We start from the raw sequence: 12,379 nt of genomic DNA on the forward strand, positions 1-12,379 counted from the left end.
CATCTGTGCGCGATGGACGCGCGAATGATTCGCTCTAGCATGGGGCGTCCTTAGTGGTCGTGGCTTGCGCCGGACTTTTCGATGTCGGCACGAATCAGGTAGCTCTGCTCGGACACGTAATGGGTTCCCGGCTTCAGTCCTTTCAGAACCTCCACGCGCTCGCCATCGCGCCTACCCAATTCAAGCATCCGCACCTCATAGCTGTCGCCCACCTGGGCGAACACCACGGTGAAGTCCCGGAAACGCTGCAGGCCCGATTCTTTTACCGTCAGCGGGACTTCCGTCTCTGCGATGACGACCTCGGCGGATACGGCCATTCCTGGTCGCCACTTGCCTTCGCTATTGGCAAGGGCCACACGTGCCACCACGGTCTGGCCCGCGCTGGCCAGCGGCAGGAGGCCCTGCAGCTTTCCCGTTGCTTCCAAACCACCTGTCGCCGAACGGATGGTCACTGCTTGGCCCGGCGACAGTCGCTCTGCATCGCTTCCCAGCGCACGCAGGTCCACCCAGACCTCGGAAAGGTCAGCAATCTCGAACAACGTGTTGTCGGCAGCGACATCGCCTACTGATGTGTTGCGTGCGAGCACCACGCCACTGAAAGGCGCCGTGACGGAGTAGGTCCGCATGCTGTCATTGCCCTCCACCGTGGCCAGCGTCTGGCCGGGCAACACGCGTTGTCCCATCTCGACCGCCACACTGCGGACCACGCCCGGGAAGCGTCCCTTCACCGCAGCAAATCGACCGGTGTCGACCGCGACGTTGCCCATGAGGGAAACGGTGTCCCGGATGACCCCTGGTTCAGCGGACTCAACCACGACACCTGCGTCGGCAGCCGCTTTCGGATCTATGGTGGTGCGCCCTTCGTACGAGGCGTAGGCCCAGGTGTAGTTTTTCCCACCCACCACCGCGTCGGCTTTGACGTCAAAGGAGTGCGGTTCGACCACCTCCCCGTTGCCCACCAGGTAATCGCTCTCCGGAGCAAAGCTGAAGTTGTTGACTTCGCCGTCCAGTCGCTTGAGTTGCATCGTCGCTTTGACTTCGCCAGGTGCAAGCGGCTTGTCGTTGCGATAGGCATACAGCCGGAACTGCGGCGGGGTATTGGTTTCGTAAACAGTCACTTCAAGGGCGAAGTCGCCGTCGCGAAGCATGCGCCCGCGATGCGGCCCTCGCTCGTAATCGCCTGCGGCCGCAGCAGTGGCTTCAGGCTTGTCGCCCTGCGCTGGTTCGTTGCCGCCACATGCAGCCAGGGCGAACGGGAGCAGGATCAGGAATACGTATCGGTTCATGGGCGGATGTCCAAGGCAGAAGCGGTGAGGCGGTCGGCCTCGACCAGGAGGCGGAGATAGCGGGCGGCGGATTCGACTTCCCGTTCGCGAAGGTCGAAGAGCCTCTGCTGCGCCTGGCTGAGCACCAAGAAGGAGAAGCGGCCTTCCTCAAAGCCCCTGCGGCTCTGGTCAAAGGCCTGCTGGGCCTTTGGCAACTGGCGCTGGCGCACTGACTCCACTTCGGATTGCGCTTGCTTGAGCTGCTGGTAGATGCCAAACAGCTCCTGACGCACCTCCAGCATCTGCGCCTCGCGCCTGTACTTGAGGGAGGTCAGCTCGTAGTCCGCTTCGGCGACGGAGAAGTCCGACCGCCGACGGCTCCCCACCGGGACAGAGACGGACATCACGAGGCCGCTGTCCTTGGTGGCCTCCAGTCGGCGAATGCCGAGGCCAACGCTGATATCCGGCTTAGCGCTGGCTCGGGCGATCTCACTTCTTGCACCAAGAACCCCGGCTTGAGCGTCCATGGCCCGCTGCTGTGGTGTCGTGGCGAGGCGTAGGCTCAGATGATCAAAATCATCCAGAGGGGGAAGGGTCTCGGTATCTCCTGCAACCGAGCCGAAGTCCGGGCTGGGTGCCCCCCACGTGGCCGCCAGTGACATCCGCGCGCCCTCCAGGGCCTGCAATGCCTGCTCCCGCCTCAGCTCGGCATCGAGCAGGGCAATCTCGGCGGATCTCAGGTCCGAGTCCGGATTGCGGGCGGCCGCTACCCAGCGGGCCACTTCACGGCGCATGGCTTGGGCCATTTTGATGCGCTCGTCGGCGTGCTCGACATGCTCCTGAGCGGCCAGCACGTCGACGAAGCGCCCCGCGGCCAGGGTGGCGATGGCGATACGGGTGACGTCCGCGCCGCTTCGGGCGGCGTCCACCTCCGCGCCACCGAGTGCTTGGCGCGCTGCCCGCTTCCCACCCAGTTCCAGCACCTTGGAGACGCGAAAGGTGGATTCGGCGGCGTCCAAGCCGCTCAGGCCACCTGAGCCAGCCACGTTCTCAAGCTCGCCGCCCAGCACAAGCGGCGTAGGCAATGCCTCCCGGCCCGCACGGCTTCTGACAGCTTCTAGTTGAGCAGCGTCTGCCTGCACGCTGGGATGGGTGCCCAGGGCACGGGCAACCGCATCCTCCAGACGCAGCACTTCAGCGGCGTGGCCAGGCACGGCCACACCGCAGGCGCCGGCAATAGCCAGCGCCCACAAACTACGTAATTTCACGGAAAATCTCCGACAAATAGTCATGACGATGCGCTGCCAGCCACCATTCGGTGGACAGCGCGCTCAGGCCGCTACAGCGCGGCAGGAGTCGTCAGACGATCGGAGGTCTGAAAGGTGAGCCGCGATGGCCAGAGGGCTCATCAACGGAGTGCAGACCGGGCAACAAAGATGCCGGGGGAACCGTAGCCAGGTTCAGATTCGAGGACACCAGCATGCCGGCAAAGCTCACATCGGCTTGGTGAAGGACGCTGTGGACGCCTGATGCATGCTTCGGATCTACGTTGTCGCCATGTCCAGGGGCGTGTGAGTGCCCATGCTCCGCCGTTGCAGCGATGTCGTGCTCGGCAGTGTGGAGCTCGCCCTGCTGGATCACAATCGGCCGAACAACAACGCTCAACAGCATCAGCACAAAAATGCTGAACCGGATGAGTCGACGGTGGCGGGCCGAGAAGGCGGACATGAAATGAAGAATAGTCGTACCGAACCTTGGTTGTCGAGAGCCTTGAGTTGGGGGGAGCGGGGCCTGCTCCAATATAGACTCGCCTCTCGAGGAACGCGTCGCTCACGCCCGCTCCGATCAACCTTGCCTCAGGCGTGGCCGCCCAAGATGTCCGGTTCTGGCCGAAAGCGGACACTGTTCAGTTGCGGATCAATAATGGAGACGGTTCTGTCGTCTGGGTGAAAAATCCATGGCAGGCTGGTCCGCGGAACACATCTGGTAACCAGCCAGACCGGCCCATACTTGCGGGTAAGAGGGAGTCAGGGCGTCAAAATGCGGCTAAAATGCGTCTTGGATGGCTATTAGTGAGGTGTCCTATGTCAGATGAACGCTCTCGACGGGAGGCTTTGGTTGCGGCGCAGGGATCTCTTCAAACGGAAGGATTGAGCTTCAGCAAGAAAGGACTTGCGTTGATGGAGTCTTGGGTTGCTGGAGACATCGACTCTGAGCAGCTTAGGGACCTCATGCTTCGGCTTTGGAGCAGGGTTTCAGATGAAGGCAAGTCTTCGTTGCCTGGATGAACGGACGGCATGTCGGCGGGAGGCTGAGTTGATGGAACTAGGAGCTCTTCGCAAGACTTGCCTTGGTTTCGGAGCGGCAGCCAATTTGACAGTTCGGTGAGGCAGATGGGGCAAGGTAGGCGCCTAGCGGGCCTCCAGGCGGAGCAGGAAAGCCATCTAAGCTCGATTAGTCGATCCAACGACCTTTCTTACTAGATGCAATGGAGCTCCGGACTCGTGGGCGACGAGTCTTGTGAATGTTTTGACCGTCAGCTGCTTTCCCCTCGCTTGCAAACGTTTCAGAGTGCTCTTGATGTTCTTAAGGTGTCTCTTAGACTCCCCTTCTTTCCAAGCGTGGTGCCTTCGACTTAGCTCAGCGGTCAGATCTGGGAATGTGTTTCTAGCAGAATCCACGTTGTAGTCTCTCGTTCGGCAGAGCTCGGCGGTGGATGCGTAGGGTGGCCCGGCAGCGATAGCCGCAATGAGTTGATCTTTCAGCCATAGAGTGCGGCTCTTCCTCAGGTGGGAGGACGGTCTGCGTACTCTGCGTGGGCTCGCGCTCCCAAGCTTCAGCACGGCTTGTTTGGCGGCCGCCTCGGGCTCCGTGAGCAATTGCATCAGGTCTACGTTGAAACATGTTGCTACAGCGATGAGAGACGTAAGTTGGGGGCGTGCGGGATGGCATCTGGCATGAAATATGTCGCCCAGTTCTTTCGTAAGTTGGCGATCCGTGACGTCAACGCTGCTCAAGAATCTGCTTAGAGGATTTTCAGCAGTTTCATGCAGGCTGGACAAATGGGCCACAAGCCACTCCGTCTGCACCTCCCCAAAAAATGGTTTCGCCACGTAGTCGCGCTTCGAAGGTTCAATGTTCAAGAGGTCACCACAAACGGCGCACATGTGGAGATCGACCCACGTTTTGTCTCGAAACTGGCTTGACCCACAATGTGCGCACGTTCTAGCTAACCTGAGCCGATGCACGCTGCAACGCTCAACGCCCTGAATGCGCCATAGCAAGCGATCATATGTTGGGGCCCCAGCCGCAATGTCCTCAGCAAAACAGCCGGGGCACCAGCTACGCTCGTGCTTGATCGAGCCGATGCAGTTTCCTGCGCACGCGTCCCGAAGGGCAATGAGAGTAGTGTTGGAAAGCGATTGACCCGTTGCGTGCTGCAATGCTCGGAGGGCGGTGGCCACGTTGGGGCTGTAACCATCCCATCGAAGTTCTTGGCACCTCGGTAAGTGCTCCCCGGTCTCAGCGACCCACCAGCGCTGGAGGTGGGAGACGAGCTGATATCGAGTCACACCGTGTGCCACAGCCAATCGATGAAGAAAGGAGGAGAGGCACTCGACTTGGAGAGTGCCCATGCCGATAGGCGTTAAAGGGAAGTATGGCCTCATGCGCCGTGATCCTGTTCTCCAACCCGGTCCCTTTTTGGCAGTCGCTTTCCCGGCCGCCTCTTCTGAAGTCTGCTGCCGCCTCCCTTTTCCGCTCTATCTACAAGGGGGCGCTCAGTGAGAGCTAGAAGACCCTCAATCGGCCTTAGCGCAGCCTCACCGAACTCGATGTCTGCGCAGATCTCTTCTAGTTGCTGTTCGTAGCGGGCCTGCTTGAAGTGATCCATACGCAGGCGTGATGCACCCGTCGCCGACATCCGCGCAAGAGCGAGCAGAGTCCAATTTCCGACGAGCCCGCAGGAGCCCAATGATCCTGCATATACAAATTCTCGCATGTCGAGAAGCGAGTGCCCTTTTGCCCAGGGGAGCAACATGTCGTAGGACGCGAGAATTCTATCGAAGCACTGGATGTCGGCTGCGTTCGTTCCGTATCTTGCCAGGTGTAGTATCGACAGTCGTCCATTCAGGTGGGCAGAGCAGAAGCACTCTTTCAGAAGCTCATATCCGCCAATCAACAATATCAACGCGCCGGTCTCGTTGCCCAAGCACTTCAATGACTCAAGCGCTGCTTCGCGTCCGGATCGACTCTTGACACGTAATAAATGGTGGGCTTCATCGATAATGATGAGCTTGGTCTGTCGATGCTCAATGGCTCGTCTTAGTTGAAGCCTTGCGTTGGTCTCGGTGAGGTTGAGGCGCAGAGAGTGCTGCCCGTCGCCATAGAAAGGGTGGCCGAGCTTCCCAAGCAGGTCCAACGTCAGGTATCGCATGGAAATGTGGCCTACGTCGGTACGACTGCAGTCCGCGATCACATAGGGGACAGTGTCTTCGGCTGCTCGCGGGTAGACCTCCTTAGCAGCCGCACGGCCTGCTGTACTCTTGCCGGCTCTGGGAGGGCCGACCATCGCGATCACCGATCCGGAGCCGCTGAAGGTGATCAGGCCTACGGCTGCCCTGACTGCGTCGACATAACGAGGGTGCGGAAAGCGTGCGTTATTGATGATGTCCCGCAGGCGCGCGCTCACTTGCTGTCTCCTGGCTGATAAGGCCTCACGTCAGCGTGCTTGGCGGGCAGTGTGATGCCTCCGCGTTTTAGACGTGCAGGCTGTCTCGGAGGCGATGCCGCGGTGGCCGGAGCTACATTGCGCCTGGTGAGCTTGGCTGTCTCGATCGCAGCGGCCTTGGCGAGCAGGGCTCGTCCCCTAGCACTTCCCAAGAATCGGATGGAGTCCAGTGCCGGTGTGAAATCGGTTGTAAGGTCAGCCGCGCGAATGGAGCCGTGGCGACAAGCGATGCGCTCCCCATCGATCAACACGTACAGCGTGTCGATGTCCCAAGGCTCTACATAGGCTTCCGCAGGTTTTTCATGGAAGCGATGCTGGAAGAGCAGAGGGTGCCTATACCACCGGCCGTTGTGCCTTACTCCGCGTGCTCGGTCTACCTTCAGGTGCCGAGGCAAGGGCAGGGCCGTGCATGCCAGAAGCTGAGGGTTGTATGGGGCGTCGACGCCACTCTCAGGAAATGCCTCCATGCGATCCGTGAAAATTCCTAGGCGGCTCTGAAGTCCATCACTGGCTGCATTTACGTTGTAGATGCCGAAGATGAACTCGTCTATCGCGCGATAGGCGTCGGGCAATGTCCACTGGGTGCGGTGATCTCCTCTGTGCTTTCTGCTCGAGCCCCGTCCGCGCGCATTGTTGTTTGTGCTGCCTCGTTGCTTGGTGAGGTACGCCTTCAGGGAGCGAAACCACCCTTCGATCTGACCGCCGAATCGGGGCTCGCCGGGTGGGCGACTCTGCTTTGAAACTGCCAGGCTGGCAAGCGTCGTTTCAAAGTAGGTGGAATTGAACTCTGCCCCGTTGTCTACCACGATCGTCTCCGGGAGTTTTCCCCACCGGCGCGCGCAATCACGCAGGAGTTGCAAGACGCTGTGGTTGCTAGGGCTGCTGAAGCTTAGGGAAGTTGCAAGGACCAGCCCTGTCGCTTGATCACGGAGAGCCGTGATCCACGGCTTACTGGTGAAAGGTGTCGCCGCGTCGCATACGATGACGTATAGATCACATAGGTAATGGTCGGTGTGCGCACGCTCGAACGCTCTGGCTGGCGCAAGGCTCGCTTGAGCGGGATCAACGGGGGCCACATGCGCCGCTGCGGCCCTTGGGCCACTCCTGGCGCCTGCGATATGGTCGGGTGGAAGTTGCTCGCACCTGCGCCGGAACGTCTCGTAGCAAACAGCACGTGAGGTTTGACGCAAGGTGCCACTATCCACGGCAAGCTGATGATCAAGCAGGTACTGGGCATGTGCCGCGGACCGGGCTATGCAGTCGGGATTGAGAAAATGCGTGTGGATCGAGTCATCTAGCACCTTCGTCTCTTCTGCACTTATTCGAGGCATGCGATTACCCTTGGAGCTATGCCTAGGACGTAGGCAGCACGGGTCTCCATGACTAGCCGTCATCTGCGCACGCCACCGCCTTTTCGTTCGCTCGCATCTGTCGGTCTGATGACCCTCCCGAATGACGAGAAGCCGGTGAGACACTTCGCTAGCCTCTTTGGCAGAGAGTTGCACCGGTCTCTTTGCTGCAGCTGCAATCTGATCTAGGCGAAGTAGGTGCGAGTCGACGACCTTTTGGGTCCTGGATACGAGGCAACCTGCTGGATCAGCAAGGCGGCATCGACGGAGATCGGTGAACAGCGTGCCGTTTTCAACCAGCCTGGCGATGCTGCTCCCGGTTGGGATGTCGGCCATCTGTAGGAGCTGGGCGGCGCTAAACACTTCTTCTTTGCCCAGTGAGACGACAGCTTTAGCGAGGCGCTCTATTTGCTTTTCGGGTGCTGCTGTCCGCTGGAGGCCGAGAAGCAGCAGACAATTCTCGGCAAAGATCTTGCGCTGGCTTCCATCCGCAACCACCCTGTGCTCTAGGCCAATGTCGCTGAAGTAGGCCTCTGCTGCCAGATCCGCAGCGACCGCACCATCCCACGTCCACCGATTGGGATTGCCTGCGGCAAGCTGGGCGCAATCCTTAGCTGTTTTGACCTGGGCTGCCCAGACTCTTTCCTGGCCCAAGACAAGAAAATCGGGAACGTAGCTAGCCCTTCTCATCCTTCCGCGTATGTCTGCAATGCTTAAGCTCACACGCGCAGGTTGTTCCCAATACTCAAGCACGGAGGTGTCGTACTCGAGCTGGGCAGCGTAGGTATGTTCCTCGGTACTCTCGAGAGCCAAAGCGAATTGCATCTTTCGACTCGGATACCTCCACACCGTGTTGTGGCGACCGAAGGACCCAACAGCTCGGGCGGGAAGGTTCTCCCGCGTCGTCGAAATGTAGTCAACTGCAGCCTTCTGAAGATGCAGCCTGCTTACGTAGGATTGGAACTCATCTGAGGAAAAAGGCATCAGACCTCCAATGCCGCGCCGTGGGACGGAGCGGCAGGCAAAAGGGAAGCGCGCGGCGCGGCCGCGGGGCTTGACTTTCCGGGAGGGCTAGGCTCAATATCAGGCAACGGACGCGAAAACCGTTTGCCATATCGAAGGCCGCACACTGCAAATGTGCGGCCTTTTCTATTGAGGGCCCAAGGGGAATCAACTCATTGGGCTGCCTCCTCTTTGTTCAGGGACTGGTGCAACCAACTGCACACCTCCTCACGGCGAGCGAACCAACCTCGCCGCCCGGGAATCTGAAACATCGCAATAGAGAGGCGCCCCGTGCGGCGGGCCTTCGCGAGCGCCTCGCGAGTGGGGAAGCCCATAAGGCGTGCTGTATCCAGTGCAGAAAGGATTGGACTGTCGGGAATGGAGACCCCCGGTGGGGACGGACTCCATAAGGCGGCGTTGGGGGGAACTGTTATCGTCTCTAACGCGCTGGACATGGCTAAGATCGCTCCATCCGGTATCGACACCTGAAGGTATAGACCTGTTTGAGCGATGACGCAAGTAATTGATATGTATGATATATCCATATCGAACTAGAGCGCCGTGAGTCGCTTTGCCACACTCGAGCGAATCTGACCGCACGCAGGACAAGCGCCCTTCCTCAAGTTTCCGAAGACCGGACGGCTTGCCCGTGGGTACGGAGCAACCCGCGTTCTGATGAAGGCGGCTAGCTGCCAATAGCTTGGAGCAGGCCGTTCGCTGAGGCATGGGTAGCTTTCAGACGCCTTTTCGCGCGCGCGGAGCCGCGACCATGGTCTTTCGGACTTGAAAGAGGCGGAGATCGAAGCGTTTACCAAAATGTTTGCGCACGTGAACAATGTTTTGAAGTGGTCGAGAGCCACTGTCGTGTGTCGTCGCATGACCTGCGACGACAACAGCTATGCACGGGCACCTGGCAGCCGGAATCCGCGCGATGCACTATTCCACCCAGTTGTACGCCGCTCCTGATGGGCTGAGCCGAGCATTGACTGCTTCTTGGCATGCATACAGGAGCAAAGGCTGGGGCTAGCTGATGTGGAAGGCTTGGTGGGGTGCAGGGCGCTCGTTCTGAACTTGAGCGTTCCGTCGATGTAGGACTATCCTGACAGACGAGGTGCTGCTACCTGACCCAGTATTGGGGCAGCCGCAAGCTGCGGTTTACAGAAAGGGGGGGGGGGCGTAATGGCAAATGCCAAGAAGGCGGTTGCAGAGAAAAAGCTTGCGGCTGAGGATCAGGTTGTTCCGCGGGCTCGAATGCATAGACTAGTAATTAAGAATTTCCGTGCCATAGGAAAGCAGGCTGTTGAAATCGAGTTGGACGACATCGTCGTTCTGGTAGGTGCCAACAACACCGGAAAGAGCTCTATCCTTCGCGCGTACCAGCTTGTAATGGAGTCTGGTGCGAAGGGAGATCTGTTAGCTGAGGACTTCCCTGGCGGCTACGTCGCTGATTCAGTCCTGAAAGACGAAGACATGCCGAGTATCGAGCTGGAGACCGTCCTCTTCGAGAATAGTAAGCCGCCGGCCGACAAATGGATTGATGTCCGACCAAATGGCGATCGACATGTGAGGGAGCGTTGGACCTGGCGTGTGCCAGGGAAGCCTGAGAAGAGAGGATTCAACGTTGATCTGAAGGCGTGGGATAAAGATCACGGACCTTGGGGAACTGCATCTGTTGCCCAGGCCAATCGGCCCGAGATGCACAGAATTGAGGCCTTCGACGATCCTAAGAAGCAAGCCGATAGTGTTATTTCCCTTCTGGAAGAGGCAACCAAGCAACGCGTCAAGACGCTTACGGAAGAAAAGGGTAAGGAGGGCGCATACTCGAAGCTCCTTGCTGGAGTTGCAGAGCTCCAAAAGACGGTGGCAGTTGAGGCAATGGAGGCGATTGAAGAAGTGCGTCTCGAGTTGGTAAGGGCTATGGCGGATGTGTTTCCCGGCTATAGCATTTCGCTGGATGCCCGCCCGGAAGACGATTTAAGCAAGAGCATATCTTTCTTCAAGGCGCCGCCAGTTCTTAGGATGGGACCGGCCGATGGACACCAGTCAGATTTGGAGCGGCAGGGTAGCGGAACTAGGCGAACACTCATGTGGAATGCGCTTAGGATCATTGCAGACCATAAGGCTGGCGCGAAGGGCACCGACAGGCCTCATGTGCTTCTACTGGATGAGCCGGAGCTGTGTCTTCATCCTGCTGCTGTTCGTGACGCGTGCAACGTGCTCTACTCGCTACCCGGCGGAAACGCTTGGCAGGTAATGGTGACTACGCACTCACCCGCCTTCATTGATCTCTCGCGGGACAATACGTCGATTGTAAGAGTCGAGCGATCTAACGCTGGAGCCGTCTCAGGGACAACAATTTTCCGTCCCGATAGGGCTAGACTGAGTGATAAAGACAAGGAGCGCTTGAAGCTCCTCAATATGTATGATCCCTATGTGGCTGAGTTCTTCTTCGGCGGTCGAACCGTAATTGTCGAAGGGGACACGGAATACGCGGCATTCCGTGAGGTGATCGCTAGTGATCCGGATCGGTTCCGTGATGTGCATATCGTGCGTGCGCGCGGTAAGTACACAATTATTGCGCTCTGCAAGATCCTGAACCAGTTTAAATGCGCGTACTCTGTGCTTCACGATGCTGATCTACAGAATACGAAGAACAGGAAGGGGAAGCTTGTCGCAAGCAGCGCATGGCCAGCTAATAGGCAAATTCTCGAAGAAGTAGGGAAGTCTCCAGCTGGCGTTCGCCTTGTTGCCTCAGTTCACACGTTTGAGGTAGCAATGTTTGGTGAGCTTGTATCCGGAGAGAAGCCGTATGCATCGTGGCTAAGAGTTCGGGAGGATGCAGCCGCCAGGAAGAAGGTCCTTCAGTTGCTGGAATTTCTGGTGAGGATCTCGGATGACTGCCCCGCAGGTGCGTTGGAGTGGAAAGATGAGGCTACTCTGTCGGCTGCCGTAGCCGCGTTCGAGCCCGTAGCTGACGAGGCTGACTGATCGTAAGTCTGCAAGCTCGATCGACCTCGAGCATCGTCCCGAGTGCTCGACCGGGCCGTTCCTGGGGCAGGCGTTGCGACGGGTTTCTGAGGACAACTTATGGTTGCGGCTCGCGGTCAACTTATGCCTGCAGGAACATCTCCCCGAAGTGCCTGATAAGAGCTGGCGGAACAATTGCCGGACAAATCAGCGGCGTCGTGGAGGTTTCACGACGGACAGAGCATGGTCGTAGCGCCCTGTCGTGGTCGGCGACTGATGACCCGCTGCATCCTGCTTGTCGCCGCGCTCGCGTGCGAACGCCAGCACCAGATCGAAGGCATCTGGCGTCGGCATCCGATGTTGTTTCGCCTCCTTTGCCTGTCGAACGCCCGCGGCTGGGTTGTGCGTGCAGTGTCCACTCCGCACACTCCAGGCCAGCGTGCGACGGCGGTAGCGGCAGTAGGTGATCGGCCTTGCCGGGCGTCGGCGGCTGCGCCGGCTGCTGACGATTGGACTGGCCGCACTGGTCGCGATGATGCTCATGGTCAGCATCGGCACCTTCAGCTGGCGCTCGCTGCGCGAGCTGGCCATTCATCCCAAGAGTTTTTCAGTTGTGATGACTGGCACGTTCATCGTGACCGTGGCTAACCACGACCTTGCCAAGGGCATGTTGACAGGCGTGATTCTGTCGGCGGTCTTCTTCGCCCGCAAGGTCGGCAGGATGCTGATCATCGACGACATCCAGTCGACACCGATTCGCGCGTCTACGTTGTGAAGCGGCAAGTGTTCTTCGCGTCTGCCGGGCAGTTCGTGAGCAGCCTCGACTATCTGGATGTTCTCAAGGCCGTCACCATCGATCTGAAGGACGCCCACTTCTGGGACCTGACCACCGTTGACGCGCTCGACCGGGGGGTAATGAAGCTGCGCGAGCATGGCGCGACCGTTGAGGTGTCCGGTCTCAACGATGCAAGTGAGACCTTGGTGGACCGCCCAGGAAAGCAGCGTACGCCGGGCGCCGCGTTGTCATCGACTCATTGAACGAATGAGCGAAGCAGGCACCGGAGGGT

General features: G+C 59.0%; 8 protein-coding genes and 1 pseudogene. 3 read left to right on the forward strand and 6 right to left on the reverse strand.

Features of this window, described 5'->3' with window-relative positions:
- Positions 1–50 precede the first annotated feature (50 nt).
- The 3 genes from ACI2JH_RS18210 to ACI2JH_RS18220 all read right to left on the reverse strand — a co-directional run bounded on the left by ACI2JH_RS18210 (position 51) and on the right by ACI2JH_RS18220 (position 2,993).
- Positions 51–1,286 carry an efflux RND transporter periplasmic adaptor subunit gene (locus tag ACI2JH_RS18210; RefSeq protein ID WP_404736866.1) on the reverse strand — a complete coding sequence of 412 codons (1,236 nt, stop codon included), beginning with the start codon at positions 1,284–1,286 and terminating at the stop codon, positions 51–53.
- Positions 1,283–2,533 (reverse strand): TolC family protein, encoded by a 1,251-nt coding sequence (locus tag ACI2JH_RS18215; RefSeq protein WP_404736867.1) that lies wholly within the window; start codon positions 2,531–2,533, stop codon positions 1,283–1,285. The genes ACI2JH_RS18210 and ACI2JH_RS18215 overlap by 4 nt, the downstream gene beginning before the upstream one ends.
- 91 nt (positions 2,534–2,624) lie before the next feature.
- The gene (locus tag ACI2JH_RS18220; protein ID WP_319623682.1) at positions 2,625–2,993 is read right to left on the reverse strand and encodes a hypothetical protein; all 369 of its coding nucleotides are present in this window, start codon (positions 2,991–2,993) and stop codon (positions 2,625–2,627) included.
- A gap of 356 nt (positions 2,994–3,349) precedes the next feature.
- On the opposite strand from ACI2JH_RS18220, the gene ACI2JH_RS18225 reads away from it, so the two are divergent.
- Positions 3,350–3,553, forward strand: coding sequence for an antitoxin VbhA family protein (locus ACI2JH_RS18225; RefSeq protein ID WP_404736868.1), 204 nt, complete (start codon positions 3,350–3,352; stop codon positions 3,551–3,553).
- Between the two features lie 156 nt (positions 3,554–3,709).
- Here the strand turns inward: ACI2JH_RS18225 and ACI2JH_RS18230 are convergent, their stop codons facing one another.
- The 3 genes from ACI2JH_RS18230 to ACI2JH_RS18240 are packed head-to-tail and all read right to left on the reverse strand — an operon-like array spanning position 3,710 to position 8,168.
- The gene (locus ACI2JH_RS18230) at positions 3,710–4,933 is read right to left on the reverse strand and encodes a TniQ family protein (protein WP_404736869.1); all 1,224 of its coding nucleotides are present in this window, start codon (positions 4,931–4,933) and stop codon (positions 3,710–3,712) included.
- A complete protein-coding gene (locus ACI2JH_RS18235; protein WP_404736870.1) occupies positions 4,930–5,955 on the reverse strand; it encodes an AAA family ATPase in 1,026 nt (341 codons plus the stop codon). Before ACI2JH_RS18235 ends, ACI2JH_RS18230 begins: the two co-directional genes overlap by 4 nt.
- Positions 5,952–8,168: a hypothetical protein gene (locus ACI2JH_RS18240; protein ID WP_404736871.1), complete on the reverse strand. Its 2,217-nt coding sequence runs from the start codon at positions 8,166–8,168 to the stop codon at positions 5,952–5,954. The genes ACI2JH_RS18235 and ACI2JH_RS18240 overlap by 4 nt, the downstream gene beginning before the upstream one ends.
- A 1,356-nt stretch (positions 8,169–9,524) precedes the next feature.
- Here ACI2JH_RS18240 and ACI2JH_RS18245 point away from each other — a divergent pair.
- Complete coding sequence (locus ACI2JH_RS18245) at positions 9,525–11,333, forward strand: ATP-dependent nuclease (RefSeq protein WP_404736872.1); 1,809 nt, start codon at positions 9,525–9,527, stop codon at positions 11,331–11,333.
- 487 nt (positions 11,334–11,820) lie between these two features.
- A pseudogene (locus tag ACI2JH_RS18250) lies at positions 11,821–12,350 on the forward strand (STAS domain-containing protein); the annotation flags it as partial.
- Positions 12,351–12,379: the final 29 nt, after the last annotated feature.

The sequence above is a fragment of the Stenotrophomonas sp. NPDC078853 genome, from assembly GCF_044901215.1.
Lineage (GTDB): Bacteria > Pseudomonadota > Gammaproteobacteria > Xanthomonadales > Xanthomonadaceae > Stenotrophomonas > Stenotrophomonas lacuserhaii.